This is a genomic window from Actinokineospora guangxiensis, assembly GCF_042657845.1.
Lineage (GTDB): Bacteria > Actinomycetota > Actinomycetes > Mycobacteriales > Pseudonocardiaceae > Actinokineospora > Actinokineospora guangxiensis.
Genome location: NZ_JBHSKF010000006.1, coordinates 145,224 through 163,246 on the forward strand (window position 1 = coordinate 145,224; position 18,023 = coordinate 163,246).

Below are 18,023 nucleotides of genomic sequence, written 5' to 3' on the forward strand. Positions count from 1 at the left end.
GCATGTCGAACCCGGACACCGTCCGCACCCGCCTTGACCGCGCCCGCGCGGCGGCGGCCGACGCCGGGGTGGCCGCGCTGGCCGTCGCCCCCGGCTCGGACCTGCGCTACCTGATCGGCGCCACCGGGCACTCGCTGGAGCGGCTGACCTGCCTGCTGCTGCCCGCCGCCGGGGATGCGGTGCTGGTGGTGCCGAAGCTGGAGGCCCCCGGCTACGGCCCGCTGGAGGAGGTCGGGGTGCGGGTGGCGACGTGGGTCGACGGCGAGGACCCGTACCGGCTGTGCTCGGAGGTGCTGGGCGCGGGCGGTCCGAGCGGGGAAGGCACCGTGACGGGTCCGGTGGCGGTCAGCGACGAGATGGCGGCGTTGCACGTGCTGGGGCTGCGGGCCGCGCTGCCCGCCGCCGAGCAGGTGCTGGCCGGGCCGGTGCTGCGCGAGCTGCGCATGCGCAAGGACGCCGCCGAGGTGGCGGCGCTGCGCGAGGCGGGCGCGGCGATCGACCGGGTGCACGCCCGCATGGGCGAGTGGCTGCGCGCGGGCCGCACCGAGGCCGAGGTCGCCGCCGACATCGCCGAGGCGATCCTGGCCGAGGGCCACCGCGGCGTCGAGTTCGTCATCGTCGGGTCCGGGCCGAACGGGGCCAGCCCGCACCACGAGGTCTCCGAGCGCGTCCTCTCCCCCGGCGACGTGGTCGTGGTCGACATCGGCGGGATCACCGAGGCGGGCTACAACTCCGACTCCACCCGCACCTACAGCCTCGGCCCGCCGAGCGAGCCCGATGTCGCCGCCTCGTACGCCGCGCTGCTGGCCGCACAGCGGGCGGCGACCGCCGCGGTGCGCCCGGGGGTGAGCGCGGAGTCGGTCGACGCCGCCGCCCGCGACGTGCTCGCCGAGGCGGGCCTGGCCGAGTTCTTCATCCACCGCACCGGCCACGGCATCGGCCTGGACTGCCACGAGCACCCGTACATCGTCGCCGGGAACGCCACGACCCTGGAGCCGGGCATGGCCTTCAGCATCGAGCCGGGCGTGTACCTGCCAGGGCGCTGGGGTGCGCGCATCGAGGACATCGTGGTGGTCACCGAGGACGGCGTCGAGGCGCTGAACTCCCGCCCGCGCGAGCTGGTCGAGCTGTGACCGAGCAGCTGGAGCCCATCGACGCGGCGATCGTGCGGGTGCTGGCCGCCGACGGCCGGTGCAGCTTCACCGACCTGGCCGAGCGGGTGGGGCTCAGCGTGTCCGCGGTGCACCAGCGGGTGCGCAGGCTGGAGCAGCGCGGCGTGGTGCGCGGCTACGCGGCCCGCCTGGACGCCGAGGCCATCGGGCTGCCGCTGTCGGCGCTCATCTCGCTGACCCCGATCGATCCGGCCGCCGCCGACGACTACCCGCAGCGCCTGGAGCACATCGCCGAGATCGAGTCCTGCTACTCGGTGGCGGGCGAGGAGTCCTACGTGCTGCTGGTGCGGGTGTCGGGCCCGGCGGCGCTGGAGGAGCTGCTGCGCAAGATCCGCGAGGCGGCGAAGGTGTCCACCCGCACCACGGTGGTGCTGTCGACCCCGTATGAGGGCCGCTCACCGGCGCTCTAGGGCGAAGGTGGCCACCAGCAGCCCCGGTTCGGGCTCGACGGTGCCGGTGCGGGTGAAGCCGTGGCGCTCGTAGAGGGCCACGGCGGGAGTGTTGGCCGCGCCGGTGGAGACGGTCACGCGGCCGCTGGTGCGCTCCAGCAGCGCCGTCAGCAGGGCGCCGGCCAGGCCTCTGCGGAAGCGGTCGGGCCGCACGCACAGCCGGTCGATGTCGACGGCGCCGCTGTCCCGCGCCCAGCCCAGCACCGCCTCCGGCGCGCCGATCCCCAGCCAGCTCAGCGGCAGCTCCCGCATGCGCGCCAGGCTCTCGCGCAGGGCCGGGATGGCGTCGGTGCCGATCAGCTCGGCCTCGACCCGGTAGGCCGCCCGCACCACCTCGTGGGTGGCGCGGGCGGTGGCCTCGTCGGCCATGTCCAGCTCTCGCGGTGTGCTCACACCCGGGTTTCTACCCGCCCGCGCTGGGGCAGCAGGTACAGGCCGTGCCACACGGTCTCGATCGGGCCGCGGTCGTGGCGGCGCATCCACCACGCCGACCCGGCCATGACCAGCGCCGAGACCGCGAACCACATCGCGACGGTGAACCACGGCCCGTCGTGGCCGAACCGCTCGGCCAGGCCGAGGCCCCACCGGTAGCAGAGCACCGAGGCGATCAGGTTCTGCAGAATGTAGCCGCTCATCGCCGAGCGTCCGACGGCGCTCAGCGCCGCCCGCAGCGGGCCCTGCTCGGTCCGCATGCGGTGCACCAGGGCGGTGATGCCGCCGAGCAGGCCGAAGGCGACCAGCGGCGCGCACAGGTAGCGGTCGACGAGGAACCACTGCGGCCCGGCGAACGCCGCGGCGACGTTCAGCGGCACCCCCACGCCCAGGCCCCAGCCGATCAACCGGCGTCGGATGCGTGCGCCGCGCTCGTCGCCGGTGAACGCCCCCGCCCGCCACAGCCGCACGCCGGCGAGGAACAGCAGCGTCGACAGCGCGACGATGAAGACGCCTTCGGCGCGGAAGACCGTCCAGTGCTCCAGGCGCATCGCCACCTGCCCTGTCCAGGTCCGCGGAGACGGCAGCCCGTTCACCCCGGCGGCGATGTCGCCGCCTCCTGCGACGATCCCCGCGGTGAGCAGCGAGATCAGCGCGACGTGCAGGGTGGCGGCGGCGACCATCCAGGCGCGGACGGCCCGGTCCGAGCGCGTCGCCAGGAAAGCGACGAGGATGGAGACGATGGCGTAGAAGGCGAGCACGTCGCCCTCGAAGATCAGCACGTAGTGCAGGACGCCCTCGATGAACAGCAGCGCCGCCCGCCACAGGTACCAGCCCGGCCAGCGCGCCCCCTTGCGCGCGGCCGAGCCCGCCTGGATGGCGATGCCGACACCGAACATGATCGACAGCAGGCCGAGGAACTTGCCGTTGCTGATCGTGCGCAGGAGGGTCTCGAACCAGTCGCCGCCCGCGGTGTCGGCGACGAACCCGGCGAACCCGCCGGGATGGGTGAAGATCCAGATGTTGGTGCCCAGCGTGCCCAGGATGGCCACGCCGCGCAGCGTGTCCAGGGCGGTGACCCGTGTGCTCGTGCTCATGTGCTCCCCCTCGTCCTCCCGGCTCGACGCTAGGGCCGGGGCGGGGAGGGCGGCGTCCGTCGTTGGGGGGAGGAGCGGGTCGGCAGTCCGGGTGATCTAGGGGCCGGAGCTGGGCGCGGCGTGCAGGTCGCCGTCGGCGCCGGGCAGGCAGGCCGCGGCCGGGTCGTCGGTGCCGATGAACTCCCCGAAGCAGCGTCCGACCTGGGCGTGGCCCGCGGCGTTGGGGTGGAAGGACTCCTGCAGGGCGTGCCCGGCGCGCTCCTCGTCGCGCAGGTCGTCCCAGCGCACGGCGAAGCGGGAGAACCACTCCTGGGCGGGGTCCAGGTGCGAGCACGCCTCGCGGCCGACTCCGGCGCGGGAGAGGTCCAGGAACCGGGCGCCGCCCTCGGCGGCGGCGCGGCGGATGCCGTCGGTGATCTGCGGGACGGCCTTCTCCCGCACCCAGCGCAGGTCCTCGGGGCGGAACGGGCAGCCGTTGAGGTTGCGCAGCTCGGGCAGCATGTCGGGGCCGACGGGCGCGGCGTAGGACTGCAGGACCAGCGTGTAGTCCCCCGGCGCGTACCCGGCGTCGGCCATGACCTTCGTGATGTCGGCGAGCACCCCGGAGATCTTGGGCACCGCGACCTCGATGCGCTGCGGCCACTCCTGGCCCATCAGCTCGGCGCAGCCGGGCTTGCCGGGGTCCAGCCACGCCTGCACGCAGGCGTCGAGGACACCGGAGAAGCGTGGCTCGTCGTTGGCGCCGACGGCGACCTGGATGGCCACGACGCGGCGCTCGCGGGCCAGCGTGGCCAGCCGCCTGGCCTGGGAGGATTCGCCGTACTGCCGGCCGTCGCCGAGGCCGACCTGGGTGGAGTTCGCGCCGGAGCAGGCCAGGTTGACGGTCTCGTCGACGCCGCGCAGCCCGGTCTTGTTGATGGAGGCGTTGGCGCTGCGGTGGCACCAGTTGCCGTCACGGCCGTCGGTGCCGGGGGCGTAGTCGCCTGCGGATTCCCCGGCGGCGGTGCTGTCACCCATGGCGACCAGCACGCGCGGGACCCCGCTGGGCGGGGCGGGCGCCGGGGGCGGCTCCGGGCCGCTGAAGACGAAGAACCCGCCGACGAGCGCGGCCACGGACAGGACGACGAGCGGCCAGGCGATCTTGCGGTTCATCGTGGGGGAGTCTAGCCGGCTCCCGGGGTGTTCCACAGAACGCGCCGGTCAGCCCGCTTGGTGCTCAGCGGGCAGCGTGGAGACCACCAGCGGCCGAGGTGGGTGGGGAAGGGCTCCGGCGGGCGGGCCCGCGCCGAGGGGGGCCAGGCACGGTCAGGGCGATGTCCGGTCAGAGTTTGCCGAGCAGCTTCGTCTTCGCCTCGGCGAACTCCTCCTCGGTCAGCACGCCGTCGCAGCGCAGCTCGCCCAGTTCGCGCAGCCTGCGCAGCACCACGTCAGGATCGGCGTCGCCGGTGGCGGGAGCGGGCTCGGTCGCGGCGGCGGGCGCGGCGTGCGGGTGCGGCAGTCGCGCGGTGACAGCGGCGGCGAGCAGCGCGGAGTGCCCGACGTCCTTCTTCATCCCCCACAGCTTCAGGCAGTTGACGTCGTGCGCGGGCTCGGGCACGGGCTGGCCGGGTACCCGGAAGCGCACGAACGACGGCGTCCACTCCACCGACTCCACCGCCGAGAGCGCCAGCTCGCGCGGCCCGGAGCTGCGCTTGACCTTCTCCGCGGCCCACCCCCACTCGATGCGCACGCGCTCGCCGTCGAAGGCGGCGCTGCCGTCCTCGCCCGAGACGCTCAGCGGCACCCGCGGACCGGGCAGCAGGTACTCGGTGACGGGCCCGTCGCCGACGCCGGCCAGTTCGCGCGCGTCGCGCACGGCGTCGGCCAGGGCGGCCGCGGTGGCGGTGGCGTCCGGGCCGACGCTGAGCCGCAGCGGGTCGGCGCTGTCGGGCAGGCGGCCCGCGGTGGCCTGGCGCAGCGGGTCGGCGCCGGGGCGCGGGTGCAGGCGCAGCACGCCGCCCTTGCGCGCGGGCTCCCAGGCCACGGTGTGCACGGCGGCCAGCGGCACCATGACCTCGCCGAGCCCCGCGCGCAGCGGGTGCGCCCCCGACGGCGGGGTGATTCGCACGCTGTCGAAGTCGAAGGTCCAGGTGCCGTCCTTCGACGCCACCGCGATCGAGCCGACCACCACGCCGCGTCCCCCTTCTCCGCTCGCGAGCCACCAGGCTATCGGTGGCTTCCGGACGCTCAGGTGGCGCTGTAGTCGATGCGGCCCTCGACCAGCGACAGGCGCCGGTCGGCGATGCGGTGGACCTGGTCGTGGTGGGTGGCGATGAGCACGGCCGTGCCCGCGTCGGCGACGCGGCGCAGCACGCCGAGGACGGCCGGGACGCTGCCGTGGTCGAGGTGGGCGGTGGGTTCGTCGGCCAGCAGGACGCTGGGGCGGGCGACGGCGGCGCGGGCGAGGGCGGCGCGCTGCTGCTGGCCGTAGGAGACCTCGGTGGGGTAGCGGTCGCCGAGGTGGCCGATGCCGAGTTCGCCGAGCACGTCGGCGACGCGGTCCTCGACGTCGGACTGGCCGGTCAGGCGCAGCGGCAGCGCGGCGTTCTCCTGCAGGGTCAGCTCGGCGGCCAGGCCGAGGGCCTGGGGCAGCACGGCGCAGTCGCTCCAGGCGGGGGCCGCGCGCAGCACGGTGCCGCACACGGTGACGGTGCCGGTGTCGGGCTTGTCGAAGCCGCACAGCAGCGCGAACAGGGCGCTCTTGCCGGAGCCGGAGCGCCCGGAGACGGTGACCAGTTCGCCGGGGGCGACGTCGAGGTCGACCCCGCGCAGCACCGGCAGCGGCCCGTCCGGGTGCGGGAACGCGCGGGTGAGGCCCCGCGCGCTCAGCACCGCGTTGTCGATCGTCGGGTGGTCGGACACCGGGGCGCTCACGCGGCCTCCTCGATGCGGCCCTCGCGCAGCCGGACGACCCGGTCGGCGCGGGCGATGACCTCGTCGTCGTGGGAGGCCACGACCACCGGCACCCCGTCGGCGACGAGCCGGTCGACCACGTCGAGCACGAGCGTGGCCGAGGTGGCGTCGAGCTGGGAGGTGGGTTCGTCGGCCAGCACCACCGACGGCCGCCGGGCCAGCGCGCACCCGAAGGCCAGGCGCTGCTGCTGCCCGCCGGAGAGCGCCTCGATCTTCCACGCGCCGGTGCCCGGGATGCCGAGCCAGTCCAGGACCTCTTCGGCGGTGTCGGTGGGCCGGTTCGCGGACTCGGCGGCCGCGCGCAGGTTCTGCCCGACGCTGAGGTGCCCGATCAGGTTCTCCGGCGGGTACTGCACGACCAGGGCGATGCGGTCGCGGCGCAGCTGCCTGCGGGCCCGGTGTCCGAGCCCGCCGACGTCGCGCCCGGACACCGCGACGCGGCCCGCGGTGGGCCGGTCGATGAGCCCGAGCACGCGCAGCAGCGTGGACTTGCCCGACCCCGACGGCCCGGCCAGCACGGTCAGGCCGCGGTCGGCGACGGTGACGGACACGTCTTCCAGGGCGGGCACCGGCCCGGCCGGGGTGGGGTACTCGACGCGGACGCGCTCCACGTCGAACAGCGGCGCGGGCCCCTCGGCGAAGAGGGGCTCGTCGGTGAGCAGCTCAGCCACGGATCAGCTCTCCCACTCGGGCGGTGGTCACCGACCGGACCGCGGACCAGCAGACGAGGGCGACCACCACGACGGAGGTGGCCACGGTGACCGTCACCAGCCCGACCAGGTCGGGCGCGGCGGCCAGGGGCCGCAGCCAGGGCGACGGGTCGAACATGGGCGCCGACACCGCGGTGCACACCCACCCGGCCGCGCCGCCTGCGAGCACGGAGATCCCGGCCAGCGAGCCCAGTTCCATGGCGTGGCTGGCGACGAGGGTGCGCGGCTTGAGCCCCATGCGGGTGGCCAGCGCCCCGGCGAGCGCGTTCTGCCGCCTGCGCACCTCCACGGCCAGCAGCAGCGCCGCGGCGGCGACGACGGCCAGGACGAAGCCGAGGGCGGTGACGAAGTCGAAGGTCCAGCGCACGGTGAGGAACGGCAGCCCGTCGAGGGCCTCGCTCTTGGACTTGGCGTGCAGGTGGTGCAGCCCGGCGGCGTCGAGCTGGGCGAGCAGCGTGTCCACCGGCTGCGGCGACCACACCTGCCAGACGTCGATGTCGCCGGGGTCGGGCAGGGCGGCGGTGGACACGACGTAGCCGCGCGCGCCGACCAGCGGGAACGAGGTGAGGTGTCCGACGGGGCGCACGTCGCCGAGGCGGGGCAGGTCGGTGACGGCGTCGGGGGCGCTGCCCACGCGCAGGACCGGCAGCGCGCCCTGCGCGGGCCGGTCGAGGGTCGCCAGTCGGGCGGCGAGGTCGTCGCGGTCGCCGTCCACCCAGGCGAAGCGGGTGAAGGTGGCGGGGTCGACGGCGACGATGGTGCCCTTGTTGTCGGCCTTGAGGATGCCGACGAGGGTGGTGGAGGCGGCCAGCGCGGGCGGCAGGCCGTCCTCGGTGGCCACCCGGGTGGAGATCTGCGCGGTGGACTCCGCCCCGACGAACAGCCCGGACTTGGTGTCGAAGGCCTCGTCCTGGGCGGTGGCGATGCCGACGCCGACGGTCAGCGTGCCGACGGCGAGGGTGCCCACGAGCAGGATGCCGACCGCGGAGCCCGCCGCGGCGGCCAGCCTGCGCAGGGCGAGCTGGGCGGCGGGGGCGCGCCAGGCGCGCACCCGGTGCGAGCCGCGCAGCGCCCAGCGGGTCAGCCGCACGGTCACCAGGGCGACGGTGAGCACGACCAGCAGCGGGAACGCCAGGCCGACCGCGTCGGGGCTCTCCGGCAGCGGCTGGCCGAAGGCGAGCCTGGTGGGCTGGGAGTCCAGCCGCACCCACGCCAGGTAGGCCGCGACCCCGGCGACGAGCTCCCACGGCAGGTGGCGCAGTCCGCGCAGCGCCTTGCGGGGTCCGCCCGCGGTCTGGAACGAGCGGTGGGTGTGGGCGGTGGTGACGGCGGCGACGGTGAGCAGCGCGGCCAGCAGCACCCCGGCGGCCACGAGCAGCGACAGCGTCCCGGTTCCGTCGGTCAGGTCGGGGGAGGGCGCGTAGAGGGGCAGGGCGAAGCGCGCGACGAGCCAGCCAAGCACCGCGCCCAGGAGCACCGGCAGGGCGAGTTCGCCGACGGCGCGCAGGCCGAGCGCGGCGGGCCCGGCGCCGCGCGACCACAGCAGCCGCAGTTCGGCGCGGCGGCGCTGGCACCACTGGATGGCCACCGCGGCCACGCCCGCCAGTCCGACGAGCAGGCTCACGATGGTCAGCGGCAGCACGGCGCCCAGGACGGTGGTGCTGGTCTCGCGGGCGACCTCGACGGGCTTGGCGAAGTAGTTGCCGGGGGTGAGCAGGTTGGGGTCGGGCAGGCGGGTGCGGACCTCGGCGATGAGCGCGGCGCCGCGCTCGGCGATGTCGGCGCCCTCGTCCACGGTGGTGGGCAGGCGTTGCAGGTCGTAGCGCACCGAGACGGTCATGGGCCCGGCGTCGGGGGCGAAGACGGCGAGCATGGACTCCCGGGTCGGGAAGAACACGACCGCGGCGGTGCCGCCTTCGGGGGCCAGCGGGTTGACCACGGTCTCCTGGCGCTCGGCGCACCAGTAGTCCGACACCGGGTCGACCAGGTCCTCGTAGATGGCGGTGATCGGCGGGAAGCCGGGAACGCCGAAGCGGTCGCCGACCTTGAGCTTGCCGTCCTCGGCGATGGTGCGCGGCACCCACAGCCCGTCGCGGGAGCCGCCGTCGACGACGGTGAGGTTGTCCAGGGCGCGGTCGCGGTAGCCGAAGCGCGACCACGGGTGCAGGCCGTTGGCCCACTCGTACTGGCGCACGGAGCTGTAGAGGGCGGTGGTGGCCTCGGGGAAGCCGTGGTCGCGGCCCGCGGCGCGCGCGGTGTCGATGGCGCCCTTGGCTTCTTGGACGGTGAGCCTGCGGTGGTCGAAGACCGGGCCGACCGACTGCGGGCAGAGCCGGTCGGCCTGGTAGGCGACCGCGGCGCTGCCGGAGGCGTTGGAGTGCAGGACGGCGGCGGCGCCGACGAAGGTGAGCAGCAGCGCGGCGACGACCGCGACCAGCACCGTCAGCGGGCTCGACAGCGCGGCGCGGGGCGCCGATCTCCAGGGCAGCTGCATGGCGGCAACCTACCCGCGGCTGGCCCGTTCGGGTGGCGGCGCGATGATTTCGATATCCACCGAACCCCGTTCGGTCTGAACCATTGGGCGCTCTGGCCCAGGCGGGGAGCCCAGGCCAGAGCGCAGGGTGATCATGGGATCACTCAGGGGGTCATGGCCGGTGCCGCTGGTTGCGGGGTTCGGCCCGGTCGAGGGCGGTCACGGGGAGTTCGACCTGCGCGGCGCGCGCCTGCCCGGCGGGGGAGACGCCCGCCCAGCGCTGTAGTGCCGCGGTGGCGGCGTCGCGGTCGGCGGGGGTGAGGGCGGCGATGTTCGCGCCGTGGTTGGCGCCGGGGGCGGTGTAGGTGTGCGAGTCGTGGCGGCTGGGAGTGAAGGCCTCGGCGCCCCACGGGTCGTTCTCGCCGTAGACGAACAGCATCTGCGCGGCGCGGGTGCGCACCCACAGGTCGATGTCGAGCATGGGCAGCGGGTTGTGGTGCGAGCGCAGCTGCGGGGGCAGGGCGGTGTTGGCCGAGTAGAGGCCGGGGTAGCGGGTCAGGCCGCGCAGGTGCGTGAACTTCAGCGACGCCCAGCCCAGCTGGGTGGCGGCTTGGTAGTAGTACGGGTTGTAGAAGGTGACGCCCTGGTCGGTGTAGAAGGACCAGCCCGCGTAGGTGTCGATCCAGGTGTAGAGGGCTTCGGCGGTGGCCCCGGGTCCGGGGACGCCCGTGCACTGGCTGGTGCCCGCGTACTGCCAGAACGCCCACACCGAGTCGAGCACGGTCATCTCGAAGGCGCGGTCGACGGTGCCGAGGGTGCCGGCGAAGGTCCAGCCGTTGGCCTCGGCGTCGGCGGCGTAGCGGGCGACGAGGGTGGCGCGCTGGCGCAGCGCCTGGGCCTGCACGCCGTCGAGGCGGGCGCGGCAGTCCCGCGCGGCGGGGGTGTCGCCGCCGACGGTGGCGAAGAAGCGGTCGTAGGCGGCGTCGGCGGGGTTGACCCGGTCGTTGGGGGCGACGTAGGCGACCACGCCGTCGACGTCGCCGGGGTAGTAGCGGCGGTGGTAGACCGAGGTCATGCCGCCCTTGCTGGCCCCGGTGGAGATCCATTTTGCGGGGTAGAGCGGGTCGAGGGCGCGCACGAGCCGGTGGTGGTCGGTGGCGGCCTGCCAGATGTTCAGGTGGTCCCAGTCGGCGGGGGAGGGCCGCGAGGGGGTGAAGTAGCGCTGCTCGACGGAGATCTGGTTGCCGTCGACCAGGCGCGTGGGCTCGGAGCGGAACGCGCCCGCGGGCATGCCGTAGCCGGTGGTGTGCAGCACCATGGGCCGGTCGGTGGCCTTGTGCAGCAGCTGGAAGCGCTGCTGGAAGGTCTGCCCCGCGGGCTTGGTGTGGTCGACGGGCTGGGTGTAGCCCAGGACGAAGAAGCGGTACCCGGCGGGCGGGGTGGCCGACTCGCTGATGACCGTCATGCCGGGGATGGCGCGCAACTGCTCGGCGATATCGGCGCTGGTCGCGGGGCTGCCTGCGCGGTTCGGCGCGGCGTGCGCCGGGGTGGCGGCCATGGCCAGCGCGGACACCGCGGCCAGGCCCGCCGCCAGGGTCCGACTGGGGCGTGGGGACACGGGGGCTCCTCTCGTGGGTGGGGCGGGCGCGAGTCTTCCGCTCGCGCCCGCCTCCCGTAAGGAGCCGATCCGCCGAACCTCTTGCCGTTTGTCGCTACGCCTGGTGGTCGGGGTTGGCCGCCCAGAACTCCCGGCCCGACTGCCCAAGGGTGGTGATCGGGTCGTAGTAGGGGTAGCGGCGGGACAGGATGTCGGCGGCGTCGGCGGTCTCGTTGCGCTCGGTCCCGGCCCGGTAGTTCTTGGTCCAGTAGGACACGCCCAGCTCGCGGTCGTACTCGGCGAGCTGGTGCACCCAGCGCTTGCCGACGTAGGGGACGTCGCAGATGATCCGCGGGGTGGCGTAGCCGGGCAGGTAGCCCATGATCGCGTGCTGCAGCTCCTGGGCCTCCCAGACCGCCAGCCGCCAGTGCTCGGCGTTGGGGATCATGTCGCACATGTAGAAGTAGTACGGGAGGATGTTGGCCTCCCCCTGCAGTGCGAAGCACAGGTCCAGCAGCGCCTCGGGGGTGGCGTTGACCCCCCGCATGAGCACGCCCTGGTTGCGCACGTCGCGCACGCCGACCTCCAGCGCGGTGCGGGCGGCCTCGGCGACCAGCGGGGTGACCGACTGGGCGTGGTTGACGTGGGTGTGGATGGCCAGGTTGACCCCGCGCCGGGCGGCGGTGCGCGCCACCCGCTCCAGACCCTCGACGACGGCGGGCTGCAGCCAGTGCTGGGGCAGGCCGGCGAGCGCCTTGGTGGCCAGGCGGATGTCGCGGACGGTGGGGATGTCCAGCAGCCGCATGAGGAAGCTCTCCAGCTGCTTCCACGGCACGTTGGCCACGTCGCCGCCGGAGACCACCACGTCGCGCACGCCCGGGGTGCGCTTGAGGTACTCGATCATCGAGTCCTGGCGGTCGACCGGCTTGAGCACGAGTTTGTGCTTGTCGACCTGCGGGGTGGAGTTGCCGACGAGGTCCATGCGGGTGCAGTGCCCGCAGTACTGCGGGCAGGTGGAGAGCAGCTCGGCGAGGACCTTGGTGGGGTAGCGGTGGGTCAGGCCCTCCACCACCCACATCTCGGCCTCGTGCAGGGAGTCGCGGCTGGAGTGCGGGTGGCTGGGCCACTCGGTGTCGCGGTCGGAGGCGACGGGGAGCATGTAGCGGCGCACCGGGTCGTTGAGGAACGCCTCGGTGAACTCGCTCACCTCGGCCTTGGGGGCCATGGTGTTGAGCATCTGCGGCGGCAGCAGCATCGACATCGTGGCCAGCTCGGCCTGGTCGGCGGCGAGGTCGTCGTAGAAGGACTCGGCCAGCATGTCGCCGGTGACCGCGCGCAGCTGCTTGGCGTTCTTGACGCAGTTGACCCGCTGCCACTGCGCGTCGCGCCACTGGGCCTCGGTGACGTGCGCCCACCCGGGGAAACGTCGCCAGTCGGGCTCGACCAGCTCCTCGCGCACGTACTCGTACGGCTGGTCCCCGGCCCGGTCCAGTGCCTCGGACACGCTGGTGACCGGGGTCTCCGGTCCGCCAGCAACTTCACGCAGCGCAGTCATATCCACTCCTCGCCGATCGGGGGGCGTGAAGATATGCTGCCAGATGACTTGGACGACGTAAATTTTACGGAGGCGGATGTGGCGGAGGCGGCTGTGGACGGGACGGGGACGCGGACCGGCTCGCCGTGGGGGCTGCACCGGGTGGTCGAACCCGAAGGCGTGCTCCCCCAGCAGGCCTGGCGGCTGGACCCCGACCCGACCCCGCGCGCCGACGAGGTCGTCGTCGCCGTCGAACGCCTCAACCTCGACGCCGCCTCCTACCGCCAGCTGCGCGAGGCCCACGGCAGCGGCCCCGCCGTGCGCGAGGCGGTGCTGGGCATCGTCGCCGAGCGCGGCAAGATGCAGAACCCGGTCACCGGCTCCGGCGGCATGCTGCTGGGCACCGTCGCCGCCGTCGGCCCGGACTCCCCGCTCGGCCTCGCCGTCGGCGACCGGATCGCCACCCTGGTCTCGCTCACCCTCACCCCGCTGCGCATCGAGGACGGCCTCGCCGACTGGGACGGGGAGTCCGAGCAGGTCCCCTGCCGCGGCACCGCCGTGCTCTTCGGCCGCTCCATCGCCGCCAAACTCCCCACCGACCTGCCCGACTCCCTCGCCCTCGCCGTGCTCGACGTGTGCGGCGCGCCCGCGCTGACCGACCGCGTCGTGCGCGGCTACCGCGCCCCCTCGGTCGCGGTGCTCGGCGGCGGCGGCAAATCCGGGTCGCTGTCACTGGCCGCGGCCCGCCGCGCCGGGGCCCGCCGCCTCCTCGCCCTCGTCCCCACCGACGCCGAGGCCGCCGCCGTGCGCCGCGCGGGCCTGGCCGACGAGGTCGTCGTCGCCGACGCCCGCAACCCCGTCGCCGTCGCCGAGGCCGTCGGAGCCCAGGTCGACGTCACCGTCGTCTGCGTGGACGTGCCCGGCTGCGAGCACGGCGCCGTGCTCGCCACCGCCGACGGCGGCACCGTCATCTTCTTCTCCATGGCCACCTCCTTCCCCGCCGCCGCTCTCGGCGCCGAGGGCCTGGCCGCCGACGTGCGCATGCTCATCGGCAACGGCTACGTCCCCGGCCACGCCGACTTCGCCATGGACCTGCTGCGCGCCGCGCCCGGGGTCAGGGCGCTGTTCGAGGCCCGCGCGCACTGAGCGCGAGACTGTCCCCGTGACCACCACGCTCCTCACCGGCGGCCGTGTCCACTCGCCCGCCGACCCGCACGCCACGGCCATGGCCGTGGCCGACGGCGTCGTCGTCTGGCTCGGCCAGGACTCCGTCGGCGAAGCCCTGCACGGCGACGCCGACGAGCACGTGCGCCTCGACGGCGCCTTCGTCGCGCCCGCCTTCGTCGACGCGCACGTGCACGCCACCAGCGCCGGACTGCTGCGCACCGGCCTGGACCTCACCGGCGTCCCCACCCTGGCCGCCGCCCTCGACGCCCTCGCCGCGCACGTGCGCCGCCACGGCCGCGCCGCGGTGTGGGGCCACGGCTGGGACGAGACCCGCTGGCCCGAGAACCGCCCCCCGACCCGCGCCGAGGTCGACGCCGCCGCCGACGGCGCGCCCGTCTACCTCTCCCGCGTCGACGTGCACTCCGCGGTCTGCTCCAGCGCCCTGCTCGACCGGGCCCCCGAGGCGCGCACCGCCGACGGCCACAGCCCTGAGGGCCCGCTCACCCGCGAGGCCCACCACCACGCCCGCCGCGCCGCCCGCGACGCCATCACCGAGGCCCAGCGCGCCGAGGCCCAGCACGCCTTCCTGCGCCACGCCGCCGCCATGGGCATCGCCGCCGTGCACGAGTGCGCCGGACCCGACATCTCCGGCGCCGAGGACCTCGCCGCCCTGCTGGCCATCACCGGCGACGTCCCCGAGGTCGTCGGCTACTGGGGCGAACGCGGCGACCCCGCCCTGGCCGCCACCCACCGCGTGCGCGGCCTGGCCGGGGACCTCTTCGTCGACGGCGCCCTCGGTTCGCGCACCGCCGCCCTGCACACCCCCTACGCCGACGCCCCGCACACCAGCGGCGCGCTCTACCTCGACCCGCACGCCATCGCCGAGCACCTGCGCGCCTGCACCGAAGCCGGGGTGCAGGCCGGGTTCCACGTCATCGGCGACGCCGCCGTGGCCGCCGTCATCGCCGGGTTCGCCGAGGCCGAACAGCACGTCGGGCGCTTCGCCCTCGCCGCCGCCCGCCACCGCCTGGAACACCTGGAGATGGTCGACGCCGAGCAGGCCGCCCAGCTCGCCCAGTGGGGCGTGGTCGCCTCCGTGCAGCCGCTGTTCGACCACCACTGGGGCGGACCCGACGGCATGTACGCCGCCCGCCTCGGCGTCGAGCGCGGCACCGCCCTCAACCCCTTCGCCCGCCTCGCCGCCGCCGGGATCGTCCTCGCCCTGGGCTCGGATGCCCCCGTCACCGCCGTCGACCCGTGGGCCGCCGTCCGCGCCGCCGTGCACCACCGCACCGACGGCGCGGGACTGTCCCCCCGCGCGGCGTTCACCGCCCACACCCGCGGCGGCTGGCGCGCCGCCGGGATCGACGACGGCCTCACCGGCACGCTGCACCCCGGCGCGCCCGCCACCTACGCCGTGTGGGAGGCCCCCGACCTGGTGACCGCCGCCCCCGACAGCCGCGTGCAGCGCTGGTCCACCGACCCGCGCTCGCGCGTCCCGGCACTGCCGCGCCTTGACCCCGGCGCGCCGCTGCCGACCTGCCTGCGCACGGTGCTGCGCGGCCGGACGCTCTACGACCGACAGGAGGACCATGCCCCTGCTTGACCTGGACCCGAAGGTCGTGGCGCACGCGCGCGAACTCGCCGCGCGCGCCGCCGCACCGGTCGTGGACATCGCCCGCGCCCACACCACCGTCGCCGTCGAGCGCGCCACCCTGCGCCTGGCGGGCATCACCGGCGCCGACACCACCCACCGCGCCGGTGACGTGCCGTGGGTCAACCGCGTCGTGGACACCGTCCGCGAGCACTGCGGCCTGGAGCACGGCGTCGTGCTGCCGGTCTTCCACGCCCTGCGCGAGCACGACCTCGGCTCGCTCACCGAGCTGGCCGAGGCCACCGCCGCCGGGCAGATCACCTACCGGCTGCCCGAGGGCCGCGACGCCACCCGCGCCGCCAAGGCCGCCCGCACCGCCGTGGCCCGCGGCCTGCGCACCGTGGACCGCAACCGCGTCCAGCGCGACAAGCTCATCGGCAAGCTCGGCGACCCGCCCCGGCGGCCGTGGATCTACCTCATCGTCGCCACCGGCGACATCGATGAGGACGTCGTCCAGGCCGCCAACGCCGCGCGCGCCGGGGCCGACATCATCGCCGTCATCCGCTCCACCGGGCAGTCGCTGCTGGACTACGTCCCCGAGGGCGCCACCCACCACGGGTTCGCCGGGACCTACGCCACGCAGGAGAACTTCCGCATCATGCGCGCCGCCATGGACGAGGTGTCCAAGGAGGTCGGCCGCTACGTGCGCGTCACCAACTACGCCTCCGGGCTGTGCATGCCCGAGATCGCGGTGCTGGCCGGGCTGCAGCGGCTGGACATGATGCTCAACGACTCCATGTACGGCATCCTCTTCCGCGACATCAACCCGATCCGCACCTTCGTGGACCAGCGCTTCTCCCGCCAGGTCCACGCCCGCGCCGGGATCATCATCAACACCGGCGAGGACAACTACCTCACCACCGACGACGCCGTCGACGCCGCCCACACCGTCACCGTCTCCCAGCTGCTCAACGAGCACTTCGCCCACGAGGCCGGGCTGCCCGACGAACTGCTGGGCCTGGGCCACGCCTTCGAGATCAACCCGAAGGTGCCCGACTCCTTCCGCCTGGAGCTGGCCCACGCCCTGCTCGCGCGCGAGCTGTTCCCCGACGCGCCGCTGAAGTGGATGCCGCCGACCAAGCACATGACCGGCAACGTCTTCGACGGCTACCTGCTCGACGGGTTCTTCAACCTCGCCGGGGTGCTCACCGGCCAGTCGATCCTGCTCGTCGGCATGATGACCGAGGCGGTGGTCACCCCGTTCCTGTCCGACCGCGACCTGGCGCTGTCCAACGTGCGCTACGTGCTGGAGGCGGCCGGGAACCTGAGCGAGGACTTCCGGCCCGCCCCGGACGGGTTCATCGCCAAGCGCGCCCACCAGGTGCTCGGCGAGGCCGTTGACCTGCTGGACCGCATCTGCGATCAGGGACTGCTGGACGCGATCGCCAAGGGCACCTTCGGCCTGATGAAGCGCCCGGCCGACGCGGGCAAGGGCGCCGACGGCGTCATCACCAAAGCCGAGGGCTACCGCAATCCCGCCACTGACCTGCTGGAGGCTCAGCAGGAGGAAGGTGCCACCCGATGAGCCGGCCGAGCGAGCCGACCACCCCCCGCCACCTGCGCCCCTACGGCGACACCACCGGCGACGGCATGGTCCAGCTGTCCTTCACCCTGCCCGTGCCGCACGGCCCGCACGCCGACGGCGCGGCCCAGCAGCTGGCCAACAAGATGGGCATCGACCCCGCGCTGGTCGTGCACTCGCACCCCATCGGCGACAAGTTCAGCTTCTTCGTCGTCTACGGCTCGGTCTCCCACATCGTCGACATGGACGCCGTCACCGTGGTCGAGCGCGAGTACCCGATGCTCACCCCGGGCGAGGTGAACACCGCGGTCAAGAGGGGGATGCGCCGCAAGCTGGTGGTGGTGGGCGCGTGCATCGGCACCGACGCCCACACCGTCGGCATCGACGCCATCCTCAACATCAAGGGCTTCGCCGGGGAGAAGGGCCTGGAGTACTACCGCGAGCTGCGCGTCATCAACCTCGGCGCGCAGGTCACCGTGCCCGAGCTGGTCAAGCGCGCCCGCGGTGAGAAGGCCGACGCGGTGCTGATCTCCCAGGTCGTCACCCAGCGCGACGCCCACATCCTCAACACCCAGGAGATGTCGGCGGCCTTCCGCGAGGCGATGGGCGAGCGCAAGCCGCTGCTGGTCGCGGGCGGGCCGCGCTTCGACCCGCTGATGGCCGGCGAGCTCGGCGTCGACCGGGTCTTCGGCCGCGGCACCACGCCCGGCGAGGTCGCCAGCTACCTCGTGCATGCCCTCACCCCCAGGAAGGAACCCGTCCCCGCATGAGCAGCACCCGAGCCGTCGTCGGCCTGAGCGTCACCCACCGCCGCTACGTGCCCCACAGCCACGCCCACTACGGCGGCAGCCTCGTTGACGGCGCCTACGGCCTGGGCATGTTCGGCGACGTCGCCACCGAGCTGTGTGTGCGCGCCGACGGCGACGAAGGACTCTTCGCCGGCTACAGCCAGGTCGCGTTCACCGCGCCCGTCCAGGCCGGGGACGTCATCGAGGCCACCGCCACGGTCGTGCGCGTCGGCACCCGCTCGCGCGAGATCGACTTCGAGGCCCGCGTGGTGTGCCGCGCGGCCCCGGACCGGGGCCCGTCGGCGGCCGACGTGCTGGACCCCCCGCTGATCGTCACCACCGCCCGGGGAACCGTCGTGGTCCCCCCACAATCCCCCGATAGTGAGTAATCGTGTCACTTTTTCACTGCGCCGAGTGAGTGATCTTGCCCGTCGTTGCTCCGAACGGGCTACGACAGGCTTGCCCCGGCCGGTCCT

16 protein-coding genes are annotated in these 18,023 nt (G+C 74.3%); 7 read left to right on the top strand and 9 right to left on the bottom strand.

The genetic code is table 11. The features are described 5' to 3' along the window. Positions 1–2 precede the first annotated feature (2 nt). On the top strand, positions 3–1,133 hold the full coding sequence (locus ACFPM7_RS14885; protein ID WP_378248195.1) for a M24 family metallopeptidase: 1,131 nt from the start codon (positions 3–5) through the stop codon (positions 1,131–1,133). Continuing rightward, positions 1,130–1,582, top strand: a complete 453-nt coding sequence (locus ACFPM7_RS14890) for an Lrp/AsnC family transcriptional regulator (RefSeq protein ID WP_378248196.1) — start codon at positions 1,130–1,132, stop codon at positions 1,580–1,582. The genes ACFPM7_RS14885 and ACFPM7_RS14890 overlap by 4 nt, the downstream gene beginning before the upstream one ends. On the opposite strand, the gene ACFPM7_RS14895 is transcribed toward ACFPM7_RS14890, so the two are convergent. The 9 genes from ACFPM7_RS14895 to ACFPM7_RS14935 all read right to left on the bottom strand — a co-directional run bounded on the left by ACFPM7_RS14895 (position 1,568) and on the right by ACFPM7_RS14935 (position 12,437). Continuing rightward, entirely contained in the window at positions 1,568–2,014 is a 447-nt protein-coding gene (locus ACFPM7_RS14895; RefSeq protein WP_378248197.1) for a GNAT family N-acetyltransferase, read from the bottom strand. The genes ACFPM7_RS14890 and ACFPM7_RS14895 overlap by 15 nt on opposite strands. Then, positions 2,011–3,150, bottom strand: a complete 1,140-nt coding sequence (locus tag ACFPM7_RS14900; protein WP_378248198.1) for a DUF418 domain-containing protein — start codon at positions 3,148–3,150, stop codon at positions 2,011–2,013. Before ACFPM7_RS14900 ends, ACFPM7_RS14895 begins: the two co-directional genes overlap by 4 nt. 96 nt (positions 3,151–3,246) lie before the next feature. Continuing rightward, positions 3,247–4,302, bottom strand: coding sequence for a GDSL-type esterase/lipase family protein (locus ACFPM7_RS14905; RefSeq protein ID WP_378248199.1), 1,056 nt, complete (start codon positions 4,300–4,302; stop codon positions 3,247–3,249). 169 nt (positions 4,303–4,471) lie between these two features. Further along, positions 4,472–5,320 (bottom strand): DUF4429 domain-containing protein, encoded by an 849-nt coding sequence (locus tag ACFPM7_RS14910; RefSeq protein ID WP_378248200.1) that lies wholly within the window; start codon positions 5,318–5,320, stop codon positions 4,472–4,474. A gap of 56 nt (positions 5,321–5,376) precedes the next feature. After that, positions 5,377–6,063 carry an ATP-binding cassette domain-containing protein gene (locus ACFPM7_RS14915; protein WP_378248201.1) on the bottom strand — a complete coding sequence of 229 codons (687 nt, stop codon included), beginning with the start codon at positions 6,061–6,063 and terminating at the stop codon, positions 5,377–5,379. Beyond that, positions 6,060–6,773, bottom strand: a complete 714-nt coding sequence (locus tag ACFPM7_RS14920; protein ID WP_378248202.1) for an ABC transporter ATP-binding protein — start codon at positions 6,771–6,773, stop codon at positions 6,060–6,062. Before ACFPM7_RS14920 ends, ACFPM7_RS14915 begins: the two co-directional genes overlap by 4 nt. Continuing rightward, positions 6,766–9,306 (bottom strand): FtsX-like permease family protein, encoded by a 2,541-nt coding sequence (locus tag ACFPM7_RS14925; protein ID WP_378248203.1) that lies wholly within the window; start codon positions 9,304–9,306, stop codon positions 6,766–6,768. Before ACFPM7_RS14925 ends, ACFPM7_RS14920 begins: the two co-directional genes overlap by 8 nt. Before the next feature lie 151 nt (positions 9,307–9,457). Beyond that, a complete protein-coding gene (locus ACFPM7_RS14930; protein ID WP_378248204.1) occupies positions 9,458–10,903 on the bottom strand; it encodes a S28 family serine protease in 1,446 nt (481 codons plus the stop codon). Between the two features lie 94 nt (positions 10,904–10,997). Continuing rightward, positions 10,998–12,437 carry a KamA family radical SAM protein gene (locus ACFPM7_RS14935; protein ID WP_378248205.1) on the bottom strand — a complete coding sequence of 480 codons (1,440 nt, stop codon included), beginning with the start codon at positions 12,435–12,437 and terminating at the stop codon, positions 10,998–11,000. A 33-nt stretch (positions 12,438–12,470) separates the two neighbouring features. Here ACFPM7_RS14935 and kdd point away from each other — a divergent pair, with 33 nt between their 5' ends. The 5 genes from kdd to kal are packed head-to-tail and all read left to right on the top strand — an operon-like array spanning position 12,471 to position 17,936. Beyond that, a complete protein-coding gene (gene kdd / locus ACFPM7_RS14940) occupies positions 12,471–13,562 on the top strand; it encodes an L-erythro-3,5-diaminohexanoate dehydrogenase (protein ID WP_378248206.1) in 1,092 nt (363 codons plus the stop codon). Positions 13,563–13,578: 16 nt separating this feature from the next. Next, entirely contained in the window at positions 13,579–15,189 is a 1,611-nt protein-coding gene (locus tag ACFPM7_RS14945) for an amidohydrolase (RefSeq protein WP_378248207.1), read from the top strand. Further along, positions 15,176–16,762, top strand: a complete 1,587-nt coding sequence (gene kamD / locus ACFPM7_RS14950; RefSeq protein ID WP_378248208.1) for a lysine 5,6-aminomutase subunit alpha — start codon at positions 15,176–15,178, stop codon at positions 16,760–16,762. Before ACFPM7_RS14945 ends, kamD begins: the two co-directional genes overlap by 14 nt. After that, positions 16,759–17,529 (top strand): lysine 5,6-aminomutase subunit beta, encoded by a 771-nt coding sequence (kamE, locus tag ACFPM7_RS14955; RefSeq protein WP_378248209.1) that lies wholly within the window; start codon positions 16,759–16,761, stop codon positions 17,527–17,529. The genes kamD and kamE overlap by 4 nt, the downstream gene beginning before the upstream one ends. After that, the gene (kal, locus tag ACFPM7_RS14960; protein ID WP_378248210.1) at positions 17,526–17,936 is read left to right on the top strand and encodes a 3-aminobutyryl-CoA ammonia lyase; all 411 of its coding nucleotides are present in this window, start codon (positions 17,526–17,528) and stop codon (positions 17,934–17,936) included. The genes kamE and kal overlap by 4 nt, the downstream gene beginning before the upstream one ends. Positions 17,937–18,023: the final 87 nt, after the last annotated feature.